We start from the raw sequence: 25,032 nt of genomic DNA, 5'->3' as shown, positions 1-25,032 counted from the left end.
GAGGCGACGACGAGAGCCGGGAGACGACGACATGCCGATCCTCACCAACACCCACGACCTCCCGGACGACCCGCGCCGCGGCGCGGTGTGGTCCATCGCGGAGCCGGACCGCCAGCTCGACACCAACGTGATCCGGCTGCCCGCAGGCGACGCGATCCAGGCGCATGTCGGCGCTGAGGTGGACACCCTCGTCCACGTCCTTCGCGGGGGCGGCACGCTCGTCACGGAGGCCGGGGAGCAGCCCTTGCGTCCTGGAGACATCGCGTTCCTGCCGCGACGCACGCTGCGCGGGTTCCTGGCGGGGGAGGACGGCTTGGAGTACCTCACGGTCCATCGCCGGCGGCAGTCCCTGCAGATCCAGAGTGGCCCGAGCACGATGAGCAGTTGACCTTCCTCAGAAGGGTGGAGGATCGTCAGGATCCCAGGGGCCGGGCGGAATCTCCGGTGCCGCAGGACGATGCTCATCCGGTGGTCGAGGGATGATCGGTGGGCCAGGGGCTCCGCCCGGCTCCGGATCGTGTCCCGGAGGATCCTCGCCAGCAGCAGGGCCGGGCGGCGAGGGCGACTTTCCGGCAGTATTCCTGTCCGCATGGAGTACCCACGCCTGCTCGAGCTGCCTCACGGCGATGCGCGTGGCGATGTCGATGTCGTCGGTGGTGACGACGTGATCGCCCGGGGCGCCGACACGCCAGGTCGTCCGTCCGGGGTCGTTCCGCGGTGTCGGGAGCCGCGTCGGGTCCAGGAGGCCGAGGGTCTTCTCGAGGTGGTGCTGCCAGCACAGCAGGTGCAGGTTCTCGATCTCGGTGCGGCCGCCGCGTGAGGGCTCGACGTGGTTGTACTCCTCGATGTGGTCGCCCTCCGCAGCCCACGAGGTGGACCTGGTGCACCCAGGGACGGCACAGGTCGAGTTCCGCAGTCGCAGATGCTCGAGCATCGCTGTGTCGGGCTGGTACTTCTCGGGAGGGCAGGGCAGGAAGGCGCCGGTGGAAGGTTCCGTCAGGACGCGGAACCAGGTCGACGAGGTCCCGGCGAGCGAGCGTGCCATGCCCGGCGGGATCGGGTGGCGACCCTCGACCATCCCGGGTGCATCGGAGGCGCCGAGCAGGGTCAGCGCCGGCACCGTGACGTTGAGGCGGAACCGCTCCGCGGGGACCTTCGCGCCGTCGGCGTCGAGGTGAGCTCCGAGCGTCAGTGCGTAGCGCAGTCGAGCCAGGGGGATCGGCCGGCCCGTGCGGGTCGCGATCTCGTCCATGTCGAACGGAATGTCGCCACCTTCCTTCAATGCTTTGCGCTGGGCGGCCTGGATGCCCTGGGCGGATTCCTCGAGCGATTTCCAGTACGCCAGGATCTCGGGGATCGGGCCGCGCACGGTGATCGACCCGATCCCCTGGAGGGCCTCGGGGGCGAGTTCGACGGTGCGGACGGGCTCGGCCCGCTCTTCCTCCGGCTCCTCCTCTCGCCGTGCCATGAGCTGCACGAGGGCATTGAGGAGCGTGACGAAACGTTCCGCGGTGATGTCCGTGGACCAGGTGGCGATCGCCATGTCGATCAGGCGGCGCGACTCATCGGTCAGCGACCGCGCCTCGCGGAGCATCCGCGAGAACCACCAGGAGGGGAAGCGGCCGGTCCCCAGAAGCTCGAGGGTGCGGGGGAACTGGTCCACGGCCTGGTGTGCGGTGCGGAGTTCCCAGTTCGCGACACCGTGGGTGACGCGCAGTGCGAGGGCGGTGCGCACGGTGTCGAGATCGTCCTCGTCCTCCGGCACCTCACCGTCGACCTCGCACGAATAGAGCGCAGCCACGGCGCGGTACCGCTCAGCGAGGGCGAGGGCGCTGTTCTTCTCGGCGTCCCACGCGCGTTGGGCGGCGGCGCTCAGCACGGGATCGCCCGTGCTCTCGCCTCGAACCGGGAGGGCCGCCCGCGTCAAGGGTTTGCGGGCGTTGACCTGGCGCAGGCGCCGCGGAAGCGAGTCGAGGAAGGCCAGGACCGAGGGGTCCACACCGCGGCCTTCATCGCCGCTCTCCGCAGAGGAGCCGCACGTGACTGCGCTCATGGCCATCCACCCCCAGCTCCCGGATCCCGGGTGCGTCTTCGCACCCCGCACGTGTGTTCGATAGCTCCGACAGTAGCGAAGAAATATCTGCGAGGGAAGAGGTGTGGACAACGTCAATATCGTTTCCGACGTGTATCCACAGAGTGTGGAAAAAGGGGGTCCATGGAGGAAGGAGGAATGGCTCCTCCTCCGGGGTTGTTTATCCACAATTGGAGTGGAGGGGGTTGACGGGTGACGACACGCTCTTGATGCGGGCCGCGCCTGCTGCTGCACTCAGAGGCCAGGGGCGGGTGCAGGACCGTCGAACCGTAGGCTGATCGCGTGGAGAGAGAAGGCATCCGGGTGCTTCTGGGGAATACTGCGAAATAGAGGTGCGCCCGCCTCGATCGCGCTGCGTGACGCCGCCCACATGTGCGCACCGCAGGGTGTGAGCCGGGAAGGTGTTATGGATTTCTCGCGATGCCGATCGGCGGAGCATCGTGACGCGCTGGCGTCTCTCCCGTCCGCCATCCCTGCGGCGACCAGTCAGACTGGACCCATGGCAGAACCACAGGATCCCCGCGTCGCCGTCTACCTGGACTTCGACAACATCATCATGTCCTGGTACGACCGCGTCCACGGACGCAATGCGTACAGCCGCGATCGCCAGCGCATCGCGGAGGACCCCACCGAACCGGAGATCGCCGAGCGCCTCGCGAAGGCCACGGTCGACGTCGGCGCGATCATCGACTACGCAGCCTCCTTCGGCTCCCTGATGCTCACCCGCGCCTACGCCGACTGGTCCGCCCCGCTGAACGCCGAGTACCGCTCGCAGCTGGTCTCCCGCGCCGTCGACCTCGTCCAGCTGTTCCCGGCCGCGGCCTACGCGAAGAACGGCGCCGACATCCGCCTGGCCGTCGACACCGTCGAGGACATGTTCCGCATCCCCGACCTGACCCACGTGGTGATCGTCGCCGGCGACTCCGACTACGTTCCCCTGGCCCAGCGCTGCAAGCGCCTGGGTCGCTACGTGATCGGCATGGGGGTCGCCGGTTCCACCGCGAAGTCCCTCGCCGCGGCCTGCGACGAGTTCGAGTCCTACGACAACCTACCCGGCATCGAGCGGCCCGAACCCGCCCAGCGGACCCGCTCCCGACGGGGCCAGGGCAGCGCGGGCACCACCACCGGGAACGAGGGCCGAGGTCGTGGCAAGGCCCCCGACACGAGCTCCGCTGATGCAGCGGTCGACGTTGCCGCGCAAGCAGCTCAGGACGCCGCTGACGCCGCGGACGCTGCGGAAGAGGCCGACGAGGTCACCGAGGATCCGCGGGAGGCGGCGACCCGTCTGCTCCAGCGCGCGCTCCAGCTGGGTGGTCGCGGCGACAGCGAGTGGCTGCACAGCTCCGCCGTGAAGTCCCACATGCGCCGCATGGACCCCTCGTTCAGCGAGAAGTCCCTCGGCTTCCGCTCCTTCTCCGACTTCCTGAAGTCCAATGCGGATATCGCCGTGCTCGAGGAGACCGGGCACGAGCGGCTGGTGCGCGCGAAGTACTGATGCTCCACTCCTGAGACGGCACGTCACGAGAAGGTCACGCAGCCCCCTGGGCCTAGGGGATCCCCGGCTCCGCCCATAGTTTGGCGGCCAGCCGGATCCCCGACTCCCCAGGAGCGTCCATGTCCTACGTCAAGCCCGCTGACCTCGTCGGACGCATGATCGACGCCGGCGCCGGCAAACTGATCCTCTCCACCCGGGACACCCTGATCCGAGGATTCATGGGCGGTGCGCTCCTGACCCTCGGTGCGGCCTTCGCGATCACCGTCTCCACCCAGACCGGCGAACCGCTGCTCGGCGCTCTGCTGTTCCCCGTCGGATTCATCCTGCTCTACCTGCTCGGCTACGACCTCCTCACCGGAGTCTTCACCCTCGCCCCGCTGGCTCTGCTCGCGAAGCGCCCCGGAGCGAGTGTTCGAAGCGTCCTGCGCAACTGGGGTCTGGTGTTCGTGGGGAACCTCCTGGGAGCCGTGACGGTCGCGGTGGTGATGGCCATCTACTTCACCTACGGCTTCACCACCGAGCCCAGCGCAGTGGGCCAGGCGATCAGCGAGATCGGGCACGGCCGCACCGTCGGATACGCCGAGCACGGCGCCGGCGGCATGCTGACCCTGTTCGTCCGTGCCGTCCTGTGCAACGTCATGGTCTCCACCGGCGTCGTCGGGGCCCTGATGTCCGACAGCATGATCGGCAAGATCGTCGCCATGTGGATGCCGATCATGCTTTTCTTCTACATGGGCTTCGAGCATTCCATCGTGAACATGTTCCTGTTCCCCTCGGGCCTGCTGCTCGGCGCCGACTTCACGCTCCTGGACTACCTGCTCTGGAACGAGATCCCGACCGTGGTGGGGAACCTCGTCGGCGGTCTGGTCTTCGTCGGCCTCGCGCTCTACTCCACCCACGGCCGCACGGCCCCGTACCGGATCCCCGCCCCGGTGAAGGGCGCTGCGATCCCGGCCGAGCCCGCCTCCGCCCCTGAGCCGGTCGGAGCGACCCGATGAGCGCCACCCGCGTCGTGGTGGTCGGCGCCGGCATGGTCGCCCACCGCTTCCTCGAGAGCCTCCTGTCCCGCGCCGAGACCCCCCTGGACGTCGTCCTCCTCGGCGAGGAGGACCGCCATCCGTACGATCGCGTGGGCCTGAGCCGGTTCTTCGCCGGCGACGATGCCGAGGCGATGACGCTGGAGCGCTCGGTCCTGGACGATGCCCGCGTCCGCTTCGTCGCCGGGGACCCGGTCGAATCCATCGATCGCGGAGCCCACCTGGTCGTCACCCGCAGCGGTGAGCGGATCGGGTACGACCGCCTGATCCTGGCGACCGGATCCTCGGCCGCGCGCCCGCCGATCGACGGCGCCGACCTCCCCGGCGTGTTCGTCTACCGCACCCTGGACGACGTCCAGCAGCTGCGCGAGCATGTCGAGGGCATGTCCCGGCAGATCGAACGGCCCCTGCGCGGCTGCGTGATCGGCGGCGGCCTGCTCGGGCTCGAAGCGGCCGGCGCCCTGCAGGGTCTCGGCGCCGAGGCCACCGTGATCCAATCCAGCGACCGCCTGATGTCGGCCCAGTTGGATCTGCCGGCGGGGGAGTCCCTGCGGCGCCTCATCGAACAGCGCGGCATCACGGTCCGTACGGGAGCACGCACCACCCGACTCGTCGCCGGGCCGGCCGGCGCCGTCATCGGCCTCGAGTTCACCGACGGCACCGCCGAGCCCGCAGACCTCGTCGTCCTCACCGTCGGCGTCCGGCCCCGCGACGAGATCGCCCGCGCTGCGGGTCTGGACTGCGGGGACCGCGGCGGCGTCGAGATCGACGCCACCTGCCGCACGAGCGACCCCGCCGTCATGGCGATCGGGGAGGTCGCCAGCTTCGAGAACCTCTGCGTGGGTCTGGTCGCGCCCGGCTACGCCATGGCCGAGGTCGCCGCCACCCGGCTGCTCGGCGGTGAGGCGATCTTCGGCGGCTACGACCTCTCCACCAAGCTCAAGCTCTCCGGGGTCGACGTCGCGAGCTTCGGTGATGCCTTCGCGACGACGCCCGGGGCGCTGGACGTGGTCTACTCCGATCCCGTCGGCGGCGTCCACAAGAAGCTCGTGCTCTCCGACGATGCGACGACCCTCCTGGGCGGCATGCTCGTCGGCGACGCCTCCGCGTACGGTGCGCTGCGTCCCCTGGTCGGCAGCGTGCTGGGGGCCGACCCCGCCGCTTTCCTGCTGCCCGAGGGCGGCGTCACCGCACCGACCGGCGAGCTGCCCGATGAGGCCGTCGTCTGCTCCTGTGCCGGGGTGACCGCCGGCGGCATCCGCCAGGCGGTGCACGAGCAGGGCTGCGAGGACGTCGCCTCGATCAAGACCTGCACCCGCGCCGGCGCCACCTGCGGCTCCTGCGTGCTCATGGTCAAGGGGCTGGTCAGCGCAGAACTCACCTCGATGGGCCGCACCGTGTCCAGCGCCCTGTGCGAGCACTTCGACATGCCGCGCCGGCAGCTGTTCGACGCCGTGCGGGTCTCCGGGCTGGGCACCTTCAGCGCGATCATCGAGCGCTTCGGCCGCGGACGCGGCTGCGACACCTGCAAGCCGGTGCTCGCGAGCATCCTGTCGACCCTCACCGGCGCGCACGTGCTGGACGGAGAGATCGCGACCCTGCAGGACACGAACGACCACGTCATGGCGAACATGCAGAAGGACGGCACCTATTCCGTCGTCCCCCGCATGCCCGGCGGAGAAGTCACCCCGGAGGGTCTGATCGTGATCGGCGAGATCGCCCGCGACTTCGGGCTGTACACGAAGCTCACCGGCGGCCAGCGCATCGACATGTTCGGGGCTCGGCTCGAGGAGCTCCCGCTGATCTGGCAGCGACTGGTCGACGCGGGATTCGAATCCGGACAGGCCTACGGGAAGTCCCTGCGCACCGTGAAGTCCTGCGTCGGAACGGCCTGGTGCCGCTACGGGGTGCTCGACTCGACCGCGATGGCCGTGCGGCTCGAGCTGCGCTATCGAGGGCTGCGCGCCCCGCACAAGCTCAAGATCGGAGTCTCGGGCTGCGCCCGCGAGTGCGCGGAGGCCCGGGGCAAGGACGCGGGCATCATCGCCACCGCCCAGGGATGGAACCTGTACGCGGGCGGCAACGGCGGAGCGACACCCCGCCACGCCGAGCTGCTCGCCGAAGGGCTCGACGACGAGGCGCTGGTGCGGATCATCGACCGGTTCTTCATGTACTACATCCGCACGGCCGACAAGCTGCAGCGCACCGCCCCCTGGCTCGAGGACCTCGACGGGGGGATCGACGGACTGCGCGAGGTGGTCATGGAGGACTCGCTCGGGATCTGCGAGGACCTCGACGCGGCGATGGACCTGCACGTGGAGCACTACGAGGACGAGTGGGCGGCGACCCTCGCCGACCCCGTGAAGCTCAAGCGCTTCGAGTCCTTCGTGAACGCCCCGACGACGGCGGACCCGTCACTGGCCTACACCCCCTCGCGGGGCCAGGCACGCCCGGCGAGCACCGAGGAACGACGATCAGGAGAGGTCCTGATCGCCGGCACACGACTGGAGGTACGACGATGAGCACGCAGACCCTCGATCGCACGACGACGACGGCCGGACCCACCTGGCGACGGGTGTGCTCCGTGGACGACCTCGAGGTCGAACGCGGCCGCGCGGCGCTCGTCGACCACGCGCAGATCGCCCTGTTCCTGCTGAGCGACGGCACCGTCAGGGCGACCTGCAACCGCGACCCGTACAGCAGCGCCTACGTGATCTCGCGCGGCATCGTCGGCTCCCGCGAGGATGCTCCGACGATCGCCTCCCCGATGTACAAGCAGGTGTTCGACCTGCGCACCGGCTCCTGCCTCGACACTCAGGGAAAGGACCCGGCCCGCCTGCGCACCTGGCAGGCACGTCGGAGCGACGGCGACGTCTACCTGCTGTGGGGGAGGGCGTCATGAGCGGCAGGGTCGCGCTCGTGGGCGGCGGGCCCGGGCCAGTGGACCTCATGACCGTGCGGGCGCATCGCCTGCTCTCAACGGCCGACGTGATCGTCGCCGACCGTCTGGGTCCCGGGCCCGAAGTGCTGGCCGAGCTCGGCTGGTGCGCCGACGTGATCGACGTCGGCAAGCGCCCCGGCCACCACCCGGTCCCGCAGGAGGAGATCAACGCCCTGCTCATCGAGCACGCCCGGGCCGGCCGGCACGTGGTGAGGCTCAAGGGCGGCGACCCGTTCGTCCTCGGACGCGGCGGCGAGGAATACACGGCCTGCGTGGCCGCCGGCATCCCGGTCGAGATCGTCCCCGGGGTGAGCAGCGCGATCGCCGTGCCGCAGGCCGCCGGGATCCCGGCCACCCACCGAGGCATCGCCTCGGCACTCCACATCGTCCACGGTCAGGGGGAGCCGACCCCTGCGACCCTTGCGGCGCTGACCGAGGACACCGTGACCACGATGGTCCTCATGGGCGTCGGCGGCCTGCCCCGACTGGCGCAGGCGGCACTGGCGCACGGCGTCCCCGCCGAGCGCCCGGTCGCGATCGTCGAGAACGGCCACACCGACCAGCAGCGGACCACCTGGACCACGCTCGCGGAGGTCGTCGGGGACGCCCGTGCGAACGGCGTGCGCAGCCCCGCCGTGATCGTGATCGGCGAGGTGGCCCGCGAGGGGCTGCTGCTGCCCGAGCCCGCGCTCGCTGCAGAGCTCGTGCTGGACAATGCTGGGGTATGAGCACTGTTCCCCTGCTGTCGACCGCCCTCGCCGACCGCACCCTCGTGATCGCCGTCGACCGTCGGGCCGATGAACTCGCCGCAGCCCTCGCCCGCCATGGCGCGCGGGTCGAACGTGCCCCGGCCATGTCGACCATCCCGCATCTCGATGACGATTCCCTGCTCGAGAGCACCCGCGCGCTGATCGCGCAGAGACCGCAGGTGGTCATCGCGCTCACCGGCATCGGCTTTCGCGGATGGATCGAATCGGCCGACGCCGCCGGGCTGGGTGAGCAGCTGCGTGCCGCGCTCGCCGAAGCGACGATCCTCGCGCGCGGGCCCAAGGCCCGCGGCGCCGTGCAGCAGGCTGGACTGAAGGTGGCCTGGGTGGCTGCCACCGAGACGGCGGCCGAGGTCGGCGAGCACCTCCTGTCCGGCGGCGTCCAGGGGCAACGCATCGCCGTGCAGCACCACGGTTCCGGATCCGACGGACTGGACGATCTCCTGACCGGGCACGGGGCGGACGTCGTGAGCCTGACCGTGTACCGCTGGGGGCCCACCCGCGACCCCGAGGCGCTGCGACGCTCCGTGGTGCGTGCGGGGCAGGGCGAGATCGACGCGGTGCTCTTCACCGCGGCACCCGGCGCGGCCGCCTGGCTCCAGGACGCGGACCGGGCAGGCACCCTCGACGCGATCCGGGGCCACGCCGAGACGGGCCGTCTGGTGATGGCGGCCGTCGGCTCGGTGACTGCGGGCCCGCTGCTCGAGCACTCACTGCCCGTCCTCCTGGCCGAGCGGGGTCGTATGGGTTCCCTCGTGCGCACCGTCGTCCAGCACTTCGAGGAGGCTCGATGAGCACGCCCCCCACGACGCCCACCCTGATCGCCTGCTCGCACGGGACCCGGTCCGCCGAGGGGCGTGCCACCGTCTCCGCGCTCCTGGACCTGCTCTCCCAAGAGCTGCCGGAGACCCGCATCGTGCAGACCTTCGTGGATGTCGAGGAGCCCGAGGTGACCGACGTGGTCGCCCGGGTCGCGCCCGACGGCCCTGCCGTGGTGGTCCCGCTGCTGCTGTCCACGGGACATCACACGAAGGTGGACATCGGTGGCGCCTGCGCCCGGTATCCGCAGCTCATCGCTGCTGCTGCGCTGGGCCCGCATCCATTGCTGGTCCGGGCACTGCTGAACCGACTGCACGAGCTCCCGGGCGGGACTGCCGGGTTCCTGCCCGGTGACCATGTGGTCCTCGCCGCGGCAGGGTCCACCGATCCGGAGGCCGCCCTCGCCGTGGAGCGCCTGCGCGCCCTGCTGCAGGAGGAGATCCCCGCGCCGATCTCCGTGGGTTACGGGGCCGGTGCCTCTCCTCGCCTCCCGGAGGCGGTCGCGGCGGCCCGGGCCACCGGGGCACGGCGGGTGATCGCTGCGAGCTACGTCCTCGCCCCGGGTCATTTCGCGACCCTCGTGCAGCGTGCCGGCGCGGATGCGGTCTCAGCTCCTCTGGGGACGGATCCCGCCGTGGTCTCGCTGATCGCCGAGAGGTACCGGGAGGCCGCGCTGGTGAGCGTGTGACAGGAACCATCCGGGAGAGGGATACTTGAGAACCCGACGAAGGAGACGCCGACATGAACATGTTCCTGTGGATCCTGGCCTTCCTGCTCGCTGCCGTCTTCATCGGCTCGGGCGTCGCGAAGCTGATCACCCCGCGCGAACAGCAGATCGACCGCACCCCCTACGCCGAGGACTTTCCGCACAGCGTGATCCTCGGGATCGGGGTGCTCGAGATCTTCGGGGCGATCGGGCTGATCCTGCCGGCGCTGACGGGCGTCGCCACGGTCCTGGTGGCCCTCGCCGCAGCCGGCCTCGCGATCACGATGGTGTTCGCGGCGCTCGTGCACGTCCGTCGCGGCGACGGCTTCAAGGCCGCGCTGCCCTCGATCCTGCTCGCGATCGGCTCGGTATTCATCGCCTGGTCGAGGTTCGGGCCCTACCCCCTCTGATCAGGCGCGGATCAGCGTCCGAAAAGGTCCCCGAGGTTCACGTTCGAGAGGCCCTCGCCGAAGCCGGAGACCCGGTCACCGGCGTCGGAGACACTGCCTCCGAGACCGTCGGCGGCGCCGGACAGATCGCCCCCGAAACCTTCGATGCCTTCCGTCACGCCTCCGAGATCCATCTCGAGCCCTTCGGTGAGGCTGTCCACGTCGATCCCCGAACCGATCGCGTCCTGCAGGAGGGAGCCACCTACGGCCGTGGCGATCGCGCCACCGGCGACGACGCCGAGGAGCCCGCCGGCCGCACCGATCGCGAGCCCGCGACCCGATCCGCCGCCCGAGCCGCCGGAGCGGGAGAGCAGTCGGGTGAGCTTGCGCGGATCGAGGGCGCCGAGGCGCGTGGCGGAGCGGGCCAGGTCCTGGGGAGCGTCCGTGCGGGGACGCTCGGACTCGGGCAGCTCGGAGCGCATCGTCGCGGTCAGCTGGGCGCGCTGGTGCGGTGTGAGCCGCTCGAACGCCTCACGGTGGACCTGCTCAAGCTGGTCCGGCTCCGCAGTGCGTACGAGGTAGTCGTAGCGGGCGATCGCGCGGCGGTCGGTGTCGGAGAGGTCCGCGCCGGGGGCCGGTGGAGAGGCTGGCGGCGCGGCCGACGGGTCGGACTGCGGCCTCTGGCCGCCGCCCTCGCCGGTGATGGCGTCTGCGGCGCTACGGACCATGGAGCGCCAGTCGGAGCCCTGGCCCGCTGCGGGGCCACCGGAGCCGGTCGAACCGGTCGTCTTCGTCTCGAGCGCCTTCTTCGCGAGGCCGAACATGCGGTTCAACGTGCTCACCACGGTCCTTCCGATCGTCGTCGCGCCCGGAGGAATCAGGGCGCGGTCCGAGGATGCGGCACGAACCTCCGTGCTGCCCGAGAGTCCGCCCGAGGGCACCTGGAGTGGGAGCGCGGCCTGGCCACGAGCCACCAGGTGAGGCAGGATCTCCCCATGTCACCCACCGATGTCATCGCCTGGCTCCTGGACACCGACCCCGCCCTGCGGTGGCAGGTCGAGCGGGATCTGCTGGACGCTCCGCCGCAGCAGTGGGAGGCGACCCGCGCCCGCATCCCCCAGGAGGGCTTCGGGGCCGCCCTGCTGGAGAAGCAGGACCCGGACGGGCAATGGGCCGGAGGGGCCTTCTTCCCGAAGGGGTTCTTCGAGGACCCCGCGAACCAGGGCCTCCCTGGCCAGCCCTGGACCGCGACCACCTGGACGCTGACGACCCTTCGCGAGTGGGGCATGGACCCCGCGCCGCTCATAGAGCGCGACACCGCCGCCCTGCTCGCGAAGAACTCCCACTGGGAGTACGACGAGACCCTCCCGTACTGGGGCGGCGAGGTCGACTGCTGCATCAACGCGATGACCCTCGCCAACGGGCTCTGGCTGGGGGCCGATGTCGAGTCCCTGGCCACCTGGTTCGTCGAGCATCGGCTTCCCGACGGCGGGTGGAACTGCGAGTGGGGGAACGGCTCGGTCCGCTCCAGCTTCCACTCCACGCTGAACGCTCTGCGTGCCCTGCTGATCCACGAACAGGTCACGGGCGGCACCGAGGCCACCCGCGCCGCGCGGGCTTCCGGCGAGGAGTACCTGCTGAAGCGGCAACTCACGCGGCGCCTGAGCACCGGGGAGATCGTCGGCCCATGGGTCGACCACTTCCTCTACCCGCCGCGCCACATCTACTCGGCTCTGCGCGCGCTCGATCACTTCCGCCTCGCCGGCCAGCGGGATCCGCGGATGGAGGAAGCGGCCCAGATGGTGCGCGACGCCCAGCAGGACGACGGCACCTGGCTCCAGCAGAAGGTGCTGCCCGGCCAGGTGTGGTTCGAGATCGACGTCCCGGAGGGGGAGCCCTCGACGTGGCTCACCTTCGAGGCGCTGCGGGTGCTGCGCTGGTGGAACGAGGGGTAGTGGCCCCGGGCTGTCGAGGCAGCCGATGATGAGTTAGCATCTGCAAATACCCCAGGGGGAACCGCGGGAGCGGCTGGGGTGACCGCAGATGACGGATCAGGGGGGGGCATCATGGGGGAGAAGACACATCGCAGGTGGCCGCTGATCGCGGCGGCAGCCGTGCTCGTGGCTGCGCTGGTGATCGCCGGGATGGTGACGATCTTCGTGCGCGGCGGGGTCGCACATCCGGCGGACCGGGCCCGGGCAGGTCCATCAGGAGTGCTATCTCTCGGTGCTCACGACGTACGCGGCAGCATGGCCGGACCCTACCGCCGGTATCGACGACTTGATCGCTGTGCTCAAGGGGACGGCAACCGTCACGGGGCCGGGCGAGAAGTGGAGTCCTCGCGCGGACGAATTCGGCGGGCCTCTTGGGGCCATGGTCGCGACGGCTGGGAAGCGCGGGTCCGTGGTCGTGCACGAGCCGGGGAGAGGTCCTGCTCTGATGAGGGAAGTCGGCGAGCCGGACGTGTTCCCCGGCAGTTCGCTGGAGAAGAGCACGATGGAGCTCGCCGAGACCCCGGAACAGTCATGGACCGTGGAGGTCAAGCGCACCGTGAAGGTCTCCAGGACGAATGTCGGGTGCATTCCGGTGCCGGTGCGGGGATGCGAGACCCTGATGCGTGAGGCGGCGATGCCGCAGATCGAGGGGTTCAGCTGACCAGATGTGGATATATGGCGTCTTGTCTCAGGGGGAACCGCGCACGCGGCTGGGGCGGGAAAGAAACGAGCAGGACGAGGGGGAGTTGTCATGGGGGAGAAGACACGCAGGACGTGGGTGATCGCGGGAGCCTCAGGGGTCGCCGTGCTGGTCGTGATCGCACTCGTGGTCGTCGTGGCGGTACTGATCCAGCGAGACGGGCCCACGCCGACCGGGACCGCGACGGCGCCGGAGGCGGAGGCCCGTGCGATCGCCGAACGGGCCCGGACCGAAGCCGAGGCCGGGTACGAGGAGCACGCCAAGCCTTTCGAGGAGCGCGCTGCAGACCGGCAGACGGCGCTTGAGACGGTGCTCGGGGCGTCGATCGACCGGACCTGGTACATCGAGTGCTCAGGCATCCCGGGCAAGGACGGCGGCCCCGCCGAGCAGCTCTGCTCGCTGACCGAGGTCACGACGTACGCGATGGACTGGTCGGACCCGACGGCATCGGTCGACGAGATGGTCGCTGCGCTCGAGAGCACCGACGACGGTTCATGGACGCTTCTGTCCACGCCGAAGGGCGAGGACCCGCACGGCATGGTCGCGGAGAGCGACGACGGGTATGCCTACGTGCGGGAACCGGGGTTCGCATCCGAGGTCGGCCATACCCCTGTGGCCGGTCTCTTCCCGGACGGGGTCCTCACGAAGCAATCGGTCGCCGCGCAGGAGCCTCCGCGCGGATCGGGCACCGCGGAAGTGCGCGTCAGGACCGACATCTCCCGCAGCGACATCGGCTGCGAACCGCTGGAGGACGGTCGCTGCGGGTCTCCGCTGGAGGAACCGGCCATGCCGCAGATCGACGGGTTCTCCTGATGGCGACGAAGACCGGGAGCAAGCCGCTGATCGCCGTCATCGTGGTGATCGCGCTGGTGGTGGTGATAGGCGTCGTGCTGTTCGTGCGCGGCGGGGTCGCGCACCCGGCGAACCGTGCCCGGGTCGAGGCGGAGGACGGGTACGCGCGGTGGTCCGGGCCGTTCGGTGAGGAAGCCGCGGCACGCCAGGCCGCTCTGGAGCCGGTGCTGGGGGAGCCTATCGGGGAGATCTGGTACATCAGCTGCGACGGCATCGCGCGGGGAGGCCCGGTGCCGACGGCGCAGTACTGCGACCTCGGAGTGCTGACCACTTATGCGGTGGACTGGTCGGATCCGCACGGCGAGATCGCCGAGATGATCATGGTGCTCGAGGGGACCGAGGCCACCACAGGGGATGAGGCCACCGCAGGCGACGGCGCTCCCTGGAGGGCGCTTCCGCCGATGGAGCCGGGCGGGGATCCGCGCGGGTTGGTCGCCGAGGCCGGCAGCAACGGCACAGCCTACGTGTTTGCCCCGGGTGTGGAGCAGATCGAGACGGGCGAGGCCTTTCCTGGGCCGCTCTTCCTGGACGAGTCGATCACGCAGCAGACGGTCCCGGACACTGAGCCGCCGTCGGGACATGGCCACGTGAAGATCCGCCGCGAGGTCGGACTCTCGCGCACCAACATCGGCTGCCTTCCGAGTTCGACTCTCGGCTGCGGGACCCTGCTGGATGAAGCGTCTATGCCGCGCATCGAGGGGTTCAACTGACCGTCACGCGGTGTCGTTCACCGCTCCACCAGCCACTTGATGAGGAAGGCAAGCGGCACCAGGGGGATCGCGGACAGCCCGAGGATGCCCATCACCAGCGCACCCTTGGACTCCGCATCCAGGGTCTGCCCCAGCCGGCCATCTTCATCACGTGATCCAGCGGCACGTTCACGTCACGGGTGGAGAACCGGTAGTCGACGACCTTGTGGAAGCCGTACCGGTTCAGCGCCCATTCCTTGCGCCGGGAGAAGTGCCAGCTGCATCCCGACGACAGTGCGGCGACGGCGCCCAGCCCGGCCGGCCCGGCGGCGAAGGCACCCCGGAGCCACTCGTCCAGGAACCCGAGGACGACGAGCAGCGTCCCGACGCCGAGGAAGACGGCCGTCAGGGCGCTCAATCCGATGAGCTTCAGGGCGAATAACCTGCTCGGACTCGCCCTTACCTCGATCATGGGGCCGGGGCTACCGGCGCCGTCGCGCTCGCATCTCGCGTGATGGTGGCGATCCGGTACACGCTCGAAGTGGCCACGATGTACAGGGTGCGGCCGTCGTCCCCGCCGAAGCAGAGATTCGCGGTCTTCTCCGGGACAGGGAGATCCAGCAGGCGCTCGCCTTCAGGAGAGAAGACCTGCACACCGGACAGGCTCGAGCTCCAGATGCGGCCCTCGACATCCACCCTGATCCCGTCGGGCAGGCCGGGGGAGACCTCGACCAAGGGCCGGCCGTTCTTCGCGTGGCGTCCCTCGACGACGTCGTACACGTGGATCGCGCGACCGCGCGGGCGGGCCGTGCTGGTGGTGTCGGGGTCCGCCGGGGACCGCGAGGAATCCGCGACGTAGAGCAGCGTCTCGTCGGGGGAGAAGGCGAGGCCGTTGGGTGCCTCCACATCGATCACCACGGGGGTGAGGACGCCGGTGGCCTCGTCGAGACGGAACACGTATCGATCCCCGTACTCCTCCTCGCCGGCATGGCCTTCGATGTCGCGCTTGATGCCGTAGGCGGGGTCGGTGAACCAGATCGCGCCGTCGGAGGCGACGACCACGTCGTTGGGGGAGTTCAGGCGATGCGCGCCGAAGCGGTCCACGAGGGTCCGCGGGGCGGGGGTGTCCCCGGGGCCGACGGCGGTGTCGCGCTGCACGGCGCGACGGCCGTGGGAGCACTCCACGACGTGCCCGTTCAGATCCAAGGTGCGGCCGTTGGTGTACTCGGCGGCGTCGCTGAACACTGTGAGCTCGCCGGTCTGCTCCGAGTACTCCAGGATCCGATTGGTGTGGATGTCGCTGAAGCGCAGGGCGCGGCGTTGGGGCACCCAGACCGGGCCCTCGGCCCAGGTGGCGCCGGTGGCGACCTTCTCGAGCTGTGCGCCGTCGGCCAGCAGCGGGGACTTTTCGTCGTGCATGAGGATCTCCTTCGACCGGTCGGGGCAGTCCGCGTGAGGCGGGCGGGCCGCTGCGAGCAGTATGGCGTGCCCACGGGGCGCTGAGGGCCCCGATGCCCCGCCGAACCACCCGTCGACCTGAGTCACGTTTCCATTACAGGTCCTCAAAATGCTCCCAGGAACCGGGGCCCGGCGCGTGACGCTGTTACGTTGCATGGCGCACCATCAGTGCGTCGCGTCACAACGAGGCGTCCTGGTGCATCACAGAGCCGTGATCCCGCGGACCGTTTCATCTTCTGGAGGAATCCATGTTCGAGGCCGCATTCACCCCCAAGCGACGGACGGTCCTGCTGTCCCTGGCCGGGGTCCCTGTTCTGCTCACCGCCTGCGCGCAGACCACTGATGACGGTGGGGGCAGCGATGGTGGCGGTGAGAACGCCCTGACCGTCGGCACGACGGACAAGGTCACCGCGCTCGACCCGGCCGCCGCCTACGACAATGGGTCCTCGACGGTGTGGACCCAGGTCTTCGGCTATCTCATGAACACGAGCATCGGCTCGACGGACGGCAAGCCCGAGCCCGACCTCGCCGAGTCGGCCGAGTTCACGAGCGAGAGCGTGTACACGGTGACCCTCCAGGAGGGCCTGACCTTCGCCAACGGCAACGAGCTCACCAGCGAGGACGTCAAGCACACCTTCGATCGACAGCTCACGATCGCCGACCCCAACGGACCCTCGAGCCTGCTGGCGAACCTCGAGTCGGTCGAGATCGTCGACGATCTCACCGTCGAGTTCCACCTCAAGGAGGCCAACGACCAGACCTTCCCGTACGTGCTGTGCAGCCCGGCCGGTCCGATCGTGGACGCCGACGTGTTCCCGGCGGACGCCGTGCTGCCCGATGACGAGATCGTCTCCGGCAACGCGTTCTGCGGCCCCTACCAGATCACTAGCTGGAAACTCAACGAACTGGTCTCCTACCAGGCCTTCGAGAACTACAAGGGCCTGTTCGGCACCCCCGCCACGGCGAACGTCTCGATGTCCTACTACGCGGACCAGAACAACATGAAGCTGGACATCCAGGAGGGCAATATCGACTGCGTGTGGCGCTCGCTGTCCGCCACCGACATCGAGGATCTCTCCGGAGACGACGCCGTCACCGTGCACGAGGGGCCCGGCGGCGAGATCCGCTACATCGTGTTCAACTTCCACACCATGCCGTACGGCGAGAAGACCGAGGATGCCGACCCGGCCAAGGCGAAGGCCGTGCGTCAGGCCGCGGCCGATCTCATCGATCGCCAGGCGATCGCGACCTCCGTCTACAAGGACACCTACACGCCGCTCTACTCGTTCATTCCGGAGGGCCTGCCCGGCAACGGCACCCAGTTCCAGGACCTGTACGGCGACGGCAAGGGCGGGCCCGACGCCGCCAAGGCGAAGAAGCGGCTCGAGGAGGCGGGCGTCGAGATCCCGGTGCAGCTGAGCCTCCAGTACAACCCCGACCACTACGGCAACTCCTCGGGAGACGAGTACGCCGCGGTGAAGTCGCAGCTCGAGGAGGGTGAGCTGTTCGTCGTCGACCTGCAGTCCACCGAGTGGGTGCAGTACTCCACGGACCGCACCACCGACGTCTACCCCGCGTACCAGCTGGGGTGGTTCCCGGACTACTCGGACGCCGACAACTTCCTGTCGCCGTTCTTCCAGACGGAGAACTTCCTGGTCAACCACTACTCGAACCCCGAGGTGGATGAACTGATCGCGAAGCAGCGCGGCACCCAGGACGCCGCCGAGCGCGAGGCGCTGTTCGTGGAGATCCAGGACATCGTCGCCGACGAGATCTCGACGCTGCCGTTGCTCCAGGGCGCTCAGATCGCCGTCTCCACGGCCGAGGTGCAGGACGTCACCCTGGACTCGTCGTTCAAGTTCCGCCTCGCTCCGCTCAGCAAGTGACCGCGGAGCTCGACTCCGCGGTCGAGACTGCCCCCCGACCGGCGCGCAAGCGCTCCTCGGGGGGTCTCGGCCGTTACATCCTGGTGCGGTTCCTGCTCATCATCCCGACCGTGTTCATCCTGATGACGGTCGTGTTCTTCCTGATGAGGATCACAGGGGACCCGATCACGGCGGCCCTGGGCGGTCGCCTCACCCCTGATCAGCTCGCGGAGCGCCGCGCCGAGGCCGGCTACGACCGCCCGCTGATCGTGCAGTACTTCGACTATCTCGGCGGCGTCGTGCGCGGCGACTTCGGCATGTCGTACACCGACCGCACCCCGGTCACCGAGATCCTCACGACCTACGGTGGTGCCACCTTCGAGCTGGTCGCCTACGCGGTGGTCGTGGCGCTGGTCGTCGGCGTGCCGCTGGGCATGATCGCCGCGCGCAGCCGTGACCGCTGGCCCGACGCGGTGCTGCGGATCATGGCGATCCTCGGATACGCGACCCCTGTGTTCTTCGTGGGCCTGCTGCTGAAGCTCGTGTTCTCGGTGGGCCTGGGCTGGCTCCCGGTCGCCGGGCGCATCTCCACCCGCGGTGAGCTGACCATGGGCACCATCCTGAACCCCAGCCCGTTCTACCTGCTGGACGCCCTCCGTCTCGGTCGGGTGGACGTGATCGTCGACGTCGCCAGTCACGCGGTGCTGCCGGCGATCGCACTGGGCGTGCTCACCGGCGGCATCTTCCTGCGCCTGGTGCGCACGAACATGATCGGCACGCTGGAGATGCAGTACATCGACTCCGCACGCTCCCGCGGGGTCGCCGAATCCCGGCTCACGACCCGGCACGCCCTGCGACCCGCCTTGATCCCGATCGTCACGGTGATGGGGATGCAGCTCGCGATGATGCTCGGCGGGGCGGTGCTCACAGAGACCACCTTCGAATGGAACGGACTGGGCTACATGCTCGCCGAGTACATGAAGGCCCGTGACTACGTGGCCGTGCAGGGCATCGTGATGATGCTCGCGGTCATCGTCGCCGTCTCGAACTTCCTGGTCGACGTCGTCGCGGCCCTCATCGACCCGCGAGTGAGGTACTGATATGACGCTCTCGAACCCTGTGCCTCCCGGCGACAGCGGCAGCGCCGACGCCGACCTCGCCGCGTCCTCCGAGACGGTCGCCACCACGGCCCGCTCTCCCTGGTACCTGCAGCTGCCGATCATCAGTCATCTGCGCCGCAGCGTCGGCCTCCAGCGCGGCATGCTGATCACGGGCCTCGTGCTCGTGATCGGCCTGCTGCTGACGGCCCTGTTCGCACCGCTGATCGCCCCGTACGGCTTCGCGGCGACCGGGGCGGACGGCGTGAAGTTCGGCGGGCAGCAGCCGCCGTCGGCCGAGCATCTGCTCGGCACCACCGTGACCGGCTTCGACGTTCTCTCCCGCGTGATCTGGGGGACCCGTACCGCGGTCGCCGTCATGGTGTGCGCGGTCGTGGCGTCCTTGTTCCTGGGGGTGGCGCTGGGCCTGCTGTCCGGCTATGTCGGCGGTTGGCTCGACCGTGTGCTGGTGATGCTGGCCGATGCGATCTACGCCTTCCCCTCGCTGCTGCTCGCGATCGTCATGTCGATCGTGATCTCCGGCGGGCAGTCCAACGCCTGGGGCGGCATCCTCGCCGCCGCACTCTCCATCACCGTCGTCTTCGTCCCGCAGTACTTCCGGGTGATCCGCGCGGAGGTGGTCCGGCTGAAGGCCGAACCGTTCGTGGAGGCCGCGAAGGTGATCGGCACCGGGCACCGCCGCATCATGGGTACCCATCTGCTGCGCAACTCGACCCGCACGCTGCCGCTGATCTTCACCTTGAACAGCTCCGAAGCGATCCTGACGCTCGCCGCGCTCGGCTTCCTGGGCTTCGGCATCGAGCCGACCAGCGCCTCCGAATGGGGCTACGACCTCAACCGCGCGATGGCCGACGCGACCAGCGGGATCTGGTGGACCGGACTGTTCCCGGGCCTGGCGATCGTCGCCGCAGTGCTGGGCGTGACCCTGGTGGGCGAGTCCATCAACGACCTCAACGACCCGCGCCTGCGCACGCGCAAGAAGCGATCGCGCGCCGCGAGAAAGGTGGCGGCATGACCGACACCCGGAGCCCGCAGCGGCTCGCCATCGAGGACCTCGACGTCCACTTCGCCACCGACGGCGGCGATGTCCACGCGGTCGCCGGAGTGAGCCTCGAGGTAGCGCCCGGGGAGATCCTCGCGATCGTCGGCGAGTCGGGGTCGGGCAAGTCCGTCACTGCTCGCGCGATCCTCGGGCTGCTGCCCGAGACCGCGGAGGAGTCCGGGGCCATCCTGCTCTCCGGCACCGACGTGGTGGGGCTGTCCGGGAAGCGACTGCGCGCCCTGCGCGGCGAGGACGTCTCGATGATCTTCCAGGAGCCCTCGAGCGCGATGAACCCGGTCTTCCCCATCTGGTGGCAGATCGGCGAGGGTCTGAAGGCGCATCGGCCGAAGATGACCCGCAAGGAGATCCGCGCGGAAGCCATCGAAGCCCTCGAGAAGGTCGGCATCCCCGATCCCGCCGAGCGCATCGACCGCTACCCGCACGAGTTCTCCGGTGGCCAGAAGCAGCGCATCATGATCGCTATGGCGCTCGCCCTGGGCGCGGAGCTGATCGTCGCCGACGAACCCTCCACCGCGCTCGACGTCACGGTGCAGGCAGAGATCCTCGACCTGCTGCGGGACGTGCGGGACCGCTTCGGCACCTCCATCATCATCATCACGCACAACATGGGTGTGGTCGCCGATCTCGCCGATTCCGTGGCGGTGATGTACCGCGGCAGCGTCATCGAGCGGGCCGGGGTGAAGGAGCTGTTCGCCAGCCCCCGCGAGGAGTACACGCAGAAGCTGCTTGCCGCGGTGCCTCACCTGGGCCGCAACTCCGCCTGGACGGCATTGAGCCAGGAGCAGCAGCAGGAGATCGAGGACGCAGCGCCCGTCGTGGTCGCGAAGGACCTGGTCATCGAGTACCCGGGCCGGCTCGGTCGAGCTCCGTTCCGCGCCGTCCACGGCGTGGACTTCACGATCCGCGCCGGCGAGGTGTACGGGCTGGTGGGGGAGTCGGGCTCCGGCAAGACCACCATCGGGCGCGCCATCGCCGGGCTCGAGCGCACCACGGCGGGCAGCCTCCAGGTGCTGGGGCACGAGATGAACGGGGTGCGCGAACGGGACTTCAAGCCCGTGCGTCGACGCATCGGCTTCGTCTTCCAGGACCCGGCGACCTCCTTCAACCCGCATCTGACGATCCAGGAGTGCATCGCGGAGCCGCTCATCGTGCACGAGCCCGGGCAGAGCCCGGCACAGCGCGCGCAGACCGTGCGGTCCCTGTTGGAGTCCGTCGAGCTGCCGGGCACGTACGCGGGCCGCTATCCGCACGAGCTCTCCGGCGGGCAGCGCCAGCGCGTGTCCCTCGCCCGCGCCCTGGTGCTGGAGCCGGAGCTGCTGGTCGCCGACGAGCCGACCAGTGCGCTGGACGTGTCCGTGCAGGCGACCGTGCTCGAGCTCTTCCGTGAGCTGCAGGAACGTCTGGGTTTCGCGGCACTGTTCATCAGCCACGACCTCGCGGTGGTCGACTCCCTCGCCCACCGGATCGGCGTACTGCTGCGCGGGGAGCTCGTCGAGGACGGCCACGGTCCCGATGTGCTCCATCGACCCAGCCACTCCTACACCCGCAAGCTCATCGCGTCCCTGCCCGTGCCGGACCCGATCGAGCAGGCGACGCGGCGTGCGGCCTTCGCGAAGGAGTGGGGCCGCGACGCCGCGACCTGACGGGGACTTCTCCCCATCGCCGCTCGGTGCTGAGCGGGGCTGCCTTATCGATCAGGATGTCGGCGGTACCGCGGCCATCCAGGTGGGCGGCGACGAGCCGGACTGTGCTCAGGGTGAGAGCTTCACCGTCGAGGACACCACGTTCACCTGCACCGAGGTCGGTGACGAGTCCATCGTGCTGGACACGGTGCGAGGCTGAATCCTGCCCGAGGTTCACCGAGTGTTCGGGGAACGGACCGCCGCTGCTCACGGCGGGGACGACGGCAGGGGCAATCGGGTGCGTACCGTGCTGGTGGTCCGCAGTCCCCTCGGAGAATCAGGCCCCACGCGTCATGACCCATGAGAAGCTGAACCGTCCCGACAGCAGCCGCAGGGATCTCCTGCGATACACCACGGCGGCCGCCACCGGACTCGCTGCAGTGGGCTCGATGGGTGCGGCCTCGGCCGCACCGGCCGAGGGCCGGGGACACGGCCGGCAACCGAAGGACGGGATCGTGCGCGGAGACCTCCGCTTCCGGGACGACGGCACGTTCACCGTCGTCCAGTTCAACGACACCCAGGACACCCACCGCACCGACGTGCGCACCACCGCCCTGCAGGAGGCGGTGCTCGAGGACGTGCAGCCGGACTTCGTGGTCATCAACGGCGACGTCATCAACGGCTCCCCGGCCACCGCACTGGAGGCCAAGCAGGCGATCAACAACGTGGTGCGGCCGATGGAGGACCGCGGGATCGCGTGGGCGCTGACCTTCGGCAACCACGACGAGGACTCCACGGAGAAGACCGGTCTCGACGAGAGCGACTTCCTCGACTTCGTGGGCCAGTACCGCCACAACGTGAACACGCGCGGCGCCGAGGGCATCACCGGCACCGGCAACCAGGTGCTCACCGTGGCTTCGGCGACCTCGAAGGCCGATGCCTTCGCCCTGTGGCTGCTGGACTCCGGTCGGTACGCGCCCGAAGAGATCGCCGGCCAGGACTTCGAGGGCTACCCCGACTGGGACTGGCTGCGTCCCGACCAGATCCAGTGGTACCTCGAAGCCTCCGCCGAGCTGGAGAAGAAGAACAAGGACCTCGTGCCCGGCCTCGTGTTCCAGCACATCGCCCTATGGGAGCACCGTTTCATGTGGTTCGCGAGCGTCGATTCCCGCACCGACGCCGATCATGCCCGGGCACTGGAGAAGCACAGCATCGTGGGGGAGCGCCATGAGGACGAGTGCCCCGGCCCGCTGAACTCCGGCATGTTCGCCGCGATGCAGCATCGCGGTGACGTGAAGGGCCTGTTCGTCGGCCACGACCACATCAACACCTACGTCGGGAACTACTACGGCATCGAGCTCGGGTACGGGCCGGGCACCGGCTTCGGCACCTACGGGCTGGGCGGCGGTGAGGACCACCGCCTGCGCGGCGCACGCGTGTTCCACCTCGACGAGAACTCCGAGGACGTCTACGCGGGCACCGAGCTGCGCTTCGCCGCGGAGTACGGCATCGACCTCGCAGAGGGCGCCCAGCCCGGCGAACCAGCGCAGTTCCCGGACGGGGTGCGCTGAGCCGATCCATCGGGCATTGTCGATCCTGGCGTTCCTGTTCGACAACAGGGTGAGGACGGCGAGAGGCGCCGCCCCGCAAGGAGGATGATCCCTATGGCTCGGTACACCGTGTTCCTGTACCACCCCACCGACCAGTGGGAGACGGATCCCGACGTGCTCAGCGCACAGATGGCCGAGCACGATGCGCACGGCGAAGAGCTGGTCCGGGAGGGCGTGATGCTCTTCGGCAGCCCGCTCGAGGACCACGACGCCACCACCTCGATCCGTGCCGACAGCCTGGTGGACGGCCCGTTCGTGGAGGTCAACGAGGTGATCGTCGGCTTCTACGTGATCGAGGTGCCCGACCTGGACGCGGCGATCGCCGTGGCGAGACGCAATCCGATTCTGCACCAGGGCGGCGGCATCGAGCTGCGGCCGATGGTCTCCGAGAGCGATCCCGGCACGCACGGGGCCGTCCCGGAGTGAGGACGTCCGGTGCCCGCGAGGGCATTGCCGCGGCCGTCGCCGCCGCGCACCGTGCCCACTGGGGATCGGTGCTCGCGGCGACGGTCGCCCTCACGCGGGACCTCGACCTGGCCGAGGACTCGGTCCAGGAGGCGTTCGCGCAGGCGCTGACCGCGTGGGCAGATGCCGGAGTCCCCGCGAACCCGGCCGGGTGGCTGGCCACCGCGTCCCGCCGTCGCGCTCTGGATACGATGCGCCGACAGCAGACGCTGAACCGCAAGCTCCCGCTGCTGGTGTGGGACGAGGGACCCCCACGGGACGAGGCGTCCGTCGAGAGCCACCGCATCGCCGACGAGGAACGGGCGGTCGTGCTGGATGAGCAGTTGCGTCTGATCTTCCTCGCCGCGCATCCTGCCCTCGCCCCGACCTCCCGCATCGCGCTCACCCTGCGGCTGGTCAGCGGGCTCCCCACCGCGGTCATAGCCGCCGCGTTCCTGGTCCCTGAATCGACCATGGCCGCGCGCCTGACCCGCGCGAAGAAGCGCATCGTGCTCAGCCGCATCCCGAGCCGCGTCCCCGATGCCGAGGAGATCGGGCAGCGCCTGGTCGACGTCCTGGACGTGCTCTCGGTGCTCCTGACCACCGGTGGCCGCCCCGGCGCCGACAGCGCAGAGGACGCCAGGCTGGGACGGGATCGCGTGCTCGAGGCGGCCGTGCACACGCTCGAGGTCCTCGTCGAACTCCTCCCTGCTCAGACCGAGCCGCGAGGTCTGCTCGCCCAGGCCCTGCTGCTGCGGGCACGCGCCACGACCTGGACCGACGAGCAGGGCCGACCCGTGGCGATGGCCGAGCAGGACCGCACCAGGTGGGACCGAGCCCTGATCGATCGCGCGGACCGCCTCGTCGTCGATGCTCTCGCGCGCGGCGGGCGCGGTCCGTATCTGCTGCAGGGCGCCATTGCGGCCGCAGTCGCCGTCCCGGCCCGCCACGAGGACATCGACTGGCGCGAAGTGGTGCAGCTCTACGACGCGCTGCTGATCCACTGGCCCACTGCGATCGTGCGCCTCGGGAGGGTCGTCGCAATCTCCGAAGCGGTCGGAGCCGACGAGGCGCTCGGCCACCTGGGACCGCTCGCCGAGGAGCTCGCGACGCACCGCCGGTTCCACGTCATCCACGGGGAGCTGCTCAGCCGGCTGGGCGAGCATGCAGCAGCGGCCGCAGCGTATCGGGCAGCGCTCGCCTGCCGGGGAGAGGAGGGGGAGTCGGAGCTGCTGCGCGAACTGGTGCGGCGACACGTCCCCCGAGGGAACGGGGCGCCGGACCCGACTGCGAGCTGACCCGCGAGACGGCCGCTGCCGCCGAGATGCGCCCGGGCTCGAGCAGAAGCTCGTCGGCACACGAGGCTTGCGA

The 25,032-nt window shown here is 69.7% G+C and carries 24 protein-coding genes; 20 read left to right on the top strand and 4 right to left on the bottom strand.

Annotated elements, in window-relative coordinates; all coding sequences use genetic code 11:
* The first annotated feature begins 31 nt into the window (after positions 1–31).
* A complete protein-coding gene (locus tag INT51_RS04215) occupies positions 32–388 on the top strand; it encodes a cupin domain-containing protein (protein ID WP_193103958.1) in 357 nt (118 codons plus the stop codon).
* A 6-nt stretch (positions 389–394) separates the two neighbouring features.
* On the opposite strand, the gene INT51_RS04210 is transcribed toward INT51_RS04215, so the two are convergent.
* Positions 395–2,053, bottom strand: a complete 1,659-nt coding sequence (locus INT51_RS04210; protein ID WP_193103957.1) for an HNH endonuclease signature motif containing protein — start codon at positions 2,051–2,053, stop codon at positions 395–397.
* Between the two features lie 538 nt (positions 2,054–2,591).
* Here INT51_RS04210 and INT51_RS04205 point away from each other — a divergent pair.
* From INT51_RS04205 to INT51_RS04170, 8 genes are all read left to right on the top strand, one after another.
* Positions 2,592–3,587, top strand: a complete 996-nt coding sequence (locus INT51_RS04205) for an NYN domain-containing protein (protein ID WP_193103956.1) — start codon at positions 2,592–2,594, stop codon at positions 3,585–3,587.
* Positions 3,588–3,706: 119 nt separating this feature from the next.
* A complete protein-coding gene (locus INT51_RS04200) occupies positions 3,707–4,585 on the top strand; it encodes a formate/nitrite transporter family protein (protein WP_193103955.1) in 879 nt (292 codons plus the stop codon).
* On the top strand, positions 4,582–7,146 hold the full coding sequence (gene nirB, locus INT51_RS04195; RefSeq protein ID WP_193103954.1) for a nitrite reductase large subunit NirB: 2,565 nt from the start codon (positions 4,582–4,584) through the stop codon (positions 7,144–7,146). Before INT51_RS04200 ends, nirB begins: the two co-directional genes overlap by 4 nt.
* Complete coding sequence (nirD, locus tag INT51_RS04190; protein ID WP_193103953.1) at positions 7,143–7,526, top strand: nitrite reductase small subunit NirD; 384 nt, start codon at positions 7,143–7,145, stop codon at positions 7,524–7,526. Before nirB ends, nirD begins: the two co-directional genes overlap by 4 nt.
* Positions 7,523–8,293 (top strand): uroporphyrinogen-III C-methyltransferase, encoded by a 771-nt coding sequence (gene cobA / locus INT51_RS04185; RefSeq protein WP_193103952.1) that lies wholly within the window; start codon positions 7,523–7,525, stop codon positions 8,291–8,293. The genes nirD and cobA overlap by 4 nt, the downstream gene beginning before the upstream one ends.
* On the top strand, positions 8,290–9,126 hold the full coding sequence (locus INT51_RS04180) for a uroporphyrinogen-III synthase (protein ID WP_193103951.1): 837 nt from the start codon (positions 8,290–8,292) through the stop codon (positions 9,124–9,126). The genes cobA and INT51_RS04180 overlap by 4 nt, the downstream gene beginning before the upstream one ends.
* The gene (locus INT51_RS04175) at positions 9,123–9,839 is read left to right on the top strand and encodes a sirohydrochlorin chelatase (RefSeq protein WP_193103950.1); all 717 of its coding nucleotides are present in this window, start codon (positions 9,123–9,125) and stop codon (positions 9,837–9,839) included. The genes INT51_RS04180 and INT51_RS04175 overlap by 4 nt, the downstream gene beginning before the upstream one ends.
* Before the next feature lie 53 nt (positions 9,840–9,892).
* The gene (locus tag INT51_RS04170) at positions 9,893–10,267 is read left to right on the top strand and encodes a DoxX family protein (protein ID WP_193103949.1); all 375 of its coding nucleotides are present in this window, start codon (positions 9,893–9,895) and stop codon (positions 10,265–10,267) included.
* A gap of 11 nt (positions 10,268–10,278) precedes the next feature.
* Here INT51_RS04170 and INT51_RS04165 read toward each other — a convergent pair whose 3' ends face one another.
* Entirely contained in the window at positions 10,279–11,088 is an 810-nt protein-coding gene (locus tag INT51_RS04165; protein ID WP_193103948.1) for a cation-transporting ATPase, read from the bottom strand.
* Between the two features lie 153 nt (positions 11,089–11,241).
* Here INT51_RS04165 and INT51_RS04160 point away from each other — a divergent pair, with 153 nt between their 5' ends.
* The 4 genes from INT51_RS04160 to INT51_RS04145 all read left to right on the top strand — a co-directional run bounded on the left by INT51_RS04160 (position 11,242) and on the right by INT51_RS04145 (position 14,502).
* Positions 11,242–12,201 carry a squalene cyclase gene (locus tag INT51_RS04160; protein ID WP_193103947.1) on the top strand — a complete coding sequence of 320 codons (960 nt, stop codon included), beginning with the start codon at positions 11,242–11,244 and terminating at the stop codon, positions 12,199–12,201.
* Positions 12,202–12,685: 484 nt separating this feature from the next.
* The gene (locus INT51_RS04155) at positions 12,686–12,901 is read left to right on the top strand and encodes a hypothetical protein (RefSeq protein ID WP_193103946.1); all 216 of its coding nucleotides are present in this window, start codon (positions 12,686–12,688) and stop codon (positions 12,899–12,901) included.
* Between the two features lie 90 nt (positions 12,902–12,991).
* Complete coding sequence (locus INT51_RS04150; RefSeq protein WP_193103945.1) at positions 12,992–13,753, top strand: hypothetical protein; 762 nt, start codon at positions 12,992–12,994, stop codon at positions 13,751–13,753.
* Positions 13,753–14,502, top strand: a complete 750-nt coding sequence (locus INT51_RS04145) for a hypothetical protein (protein WP_193103944.1) — start codon at positions 13,753–13,755, stop codon at positions 14,500–14,502. The genes INT51_RS04150 and INT51_RS04145 overlap by 1 nt, the downstream gene beginning before the upstream one ends.
* Before the next feature lie 91 nt (positions 14,503–14,593).
* Here INT51_RS04145 and INT51_RS04140 read toward each other — a convergent pair whose 3' ends face one another.
* Together INT51_RS04140 and INT51_RS04135 are read right to left on the bottom strand one after the other, a co-directional pair.
* The gene (locus tag INT51_RS04140; RefSeq protein WP_193103943.1) at positions 14,594–14,899 is read right to left on the bottom strand and encodes a hypothetical protein; all 306 of its coding nucleotides are present in this window, start codon (positions 14,897–14,899) and stop codon (positions 14,594–14,596) included.
* 50 nt (positions 14,900–14,949) lie between these two features.
* On the bottom strand, positions 14,950–15,900 hold the full coding sequence (locus INT51_RS04135; RefSeq protein ID WP_193103942.1) for an SMP-30/gluconolactonase/LRE family protein: 951 nt from the start codon (positions 15,898–15,900) through the stop codon (positions 14,950–14,952).
* A gap of 287 nt (positions 15,901–16,187) precedes the next feature.
* On the opposite strand from INT51_RS04135, the gene INT51_RS04130 reads away from it, so the two are divergent.
* The 7 genes from INT51_RS04130 (at position 16,188) to INT51_RS04100 (ending at position 24,959) form a co-directional block, all read left to right on the top strand.
* A complete protein-coding gene (locus tag INT51_RS04130; protein WP_193103941.1) occupies positions 16,188–17,825 on the top strand; it encodes an ABC transporter substrate-binding protein in 1,638 nt (545 codons plus the stop codon).
* Positions 17,822–18,904, top strand: a complete 1,083-nt coding sequence (locus tag INT51_RS04125) for an ABC transporter permease (protein ID WP_193103940.1) — start codon at positions 17,822–17,824, stop codon at positions 18,902–18,904. Before INT51_RS04130 ends, INT51_RS04125 begins: the two co-directional genes overlap by 4 nt.
* Position 18,905: 1 nt before the next feature.
* Positions 18,906–19,937 (top strand): ABC transporter permease, encoded by a 1,032-nt coding sequence (locus INT51_RS04120; RefSeq protein ID WP_193103939.1) that lies wholly within the window; start codon positions 18,906–18,908, stop codon positions 19,935–19,937.
* Complete coding sequence (locus INT51_RS04115) at positions 19,934–21,628, top strand: ABC transporter ATP-binding protein (protein ID WP_193103938.1); 1,695 nt, start codon at positions 19,934–19,936, stop codon at positions 21,626–21,628. Before INT51_RS04120 ends, INT51_RS04115 begins: the two co-directional genes overlap by 4 nt.
* A gap of 332 nt (positions 21,629–21,960) precedes the next feature.
* The gene (locus tag INT51_RS04110) at positions 21,961–23,178 is read left to right on the top strand and encodes a metallophosphoesterase family protein (protein ID WP_193103937.1); all 1,218 of its coding nucleotides are present in this window, start codon (positions 21,961–21,963) and stop codon (positions 23,176–23,178) included.
* A gap of 93 nt (positions 23,179–23,271) precedes the next feature.
* Positions 23,272–23,643, top strand: a complete 372-nt coding sequence (locus tag INT51_RS04105) for a YciI family protein (protein ID WP_193103936.1) — start codon at positions 23,272–23,274, stop codon at positions 23,641–23,643.
* Complete coding sequence (locus INT51_RS04100) at positions 23,640–24,959, top strand: RNA polymerase sigma factor (RefSeq protein ID WP_193103935.1); 1,320 nt, start codon at positions 23,640–23,642, stop codon at positions 24,957–24,959. Before INT51_RS04105 ends, INT51_RS04100 begins: the two co-directional genes overlap by 4 nt.
* The last annotated feature ends 73 nt before the right edge of the window (positions 24,960–25,032 follow it).

The organism is Brachybacterium sp. FME24, assembly GCF_014897705.1.
Lineage (GTDB): Bacteria > Actinomycetota > Actinomycetes > Actinomycetales > Dermabacteraceae > Brachybacterium.
The sequence above is the reverse complement of the archived record's forward strand: the minus strand, read 5'-3'. Positions and strand labels throughout refer to the sequence as shown.

Excerpts from the sequence above, each read along its gene's own strand:
- INT51_RS04115 (WP_193103938.1), top strand. The coding sequence starts at position 19,934 with ATGACCGACACCCGGAGCCCGCAGCGGCTCGCCATCGAGGACCTCGAC.
- INT51_RS04130 (WP_193103941.1), top strand. The coding sequence starts at position 16,188 with ATGTTCGAGGCCGCATTCACCCCCAAGCGACGGACGGTCCTGCTGTCC.
- INT51_RS04170 (WP_193103949.1), top strand. The coding sequence starts at position 9,893 with ATGAACATGTTCCTGTGGATCCTGGCCTTCCTGCTCGCTGCCGTCTTC.
- INT51_RS04145 (WP_193103944.1), top strand. The coding sequence starts at position 13,753 with ATGGCGACGAAGACCGGGAGCAAGCCGCTGATCGCCGTCATCGTGGTG.
- nirB (WP_193103954.1), top strand. The coding sequence starts at position 4,582 with ATGAGCGCCACCCGCGTCGTGGTGGTCGGCGCCGGCATGGTCGCCCAC.
- INT51_RS04135 (WP_193103942.1), bottom strand. The coding sequence starts at position 15,900 with ATGCACGACGAAAAGTCCCCGCTGCTGGCCGACGGCGCACAGCTCGAG.
- INT51_RS04200 (WP_193103955.1), top strand. The coding sequence starts at position 3,707 with ATGTCCTACGTCAAGCCCGCTGACCTCGTCGGACGCATGATCGACGCC.
- INT51_RS04205 (WP_193103956.1), top strand. The coding sequence starts at position 2,592 with ATGGCAGAACCACAGGATCCCCGCGTCGCCGTCTACCTGGACTTCGAC.
- INT51_RS04160 (WP_193103947.1), top strand. The coding sequence starts at position 11,242 with ATGTCACCCACCGATGTCATCGCCTGGCTCCTGGACACCGACCCCGCC.
- nirD (WP_193103953.1), top strand. The coding sequence starts at position 7,143 with ATGAGCACGCAGACCCTCGATCGCACGACGACGACGGCCGGACCCACC.
- INT51_RS04155 (WP_193103946.1), top strand. The coding sequence starts at position 12,686 with ATGAGGGAAGTCGGCGAGCCGGACGTGTTCCCCGGCAGTTCGCTGGAG.
- INT51_RS04215 (WP_193103958.1), top strand. The coding sequence starts at position 32 with ATGCCGATCCTCACCAACACCCACGACCTCCCGGACGACCCGCGCCGC.
- cobA (WP_193103952.1), top strand. The coding sequence starts at position 7,523 with ATGAGCGGCAGGGTCGCGCTCGTGGGCGGCGGGCCCGGGCCAGTGGAC.
- INT51_RS04180 (WP_193103951.1), top strand. The coding sequence starts at position 8,290 with ATGAGCACTGTTCCCCTGCTGTCGACCGCCCTCGCCGACCGCACCCTC.
- INT51_RS04110 (WP_193103937.1), top strand. The coding sequence starts at position 21,961 with ATGACCCATGAGAAGCTGAACCGTCCCGACAGCAGCCGCAGGGATCTC.
- INT51_RS04175 (WP_193103950.1), top strand. The coding sequence starts at position 9,123 with ATGAGCACGCCCCCCACGACGCCCACCCTGATCGCCTGCTCGCACGGG.
- INT51_RS04210 (WP_193103957.1), bottom strand. The coding sequence starts at position 2,053 with ATGAGCGCAGTCACGTGCGGCTCCTCTGCGGAGAGCGGCGATGAAGGC.
- INT51_RS04120 (WP_193103939.1), top strand. The coding sequence starts at position 18,906 with ATGACGCTCTCGAACCCTGTGCCTCCCGGCGACAGCGGCAGCGCCGAC.
- INT51_RS04150 (WP_193103945.1), top strand. The coding sequence starts at position 12,992 with ATGGGGGAGAAGACACGCAGGACGTGGGTGATCGCGGGAGCCTCAGGG.
- INT51_RS04105 (WP_193103936.1), top strand. The coding sequence starts at position 23,272 with ATGGCTCGGTACACCGTGTTCCTGTACCACCCCACCGACCAGTGGGAG.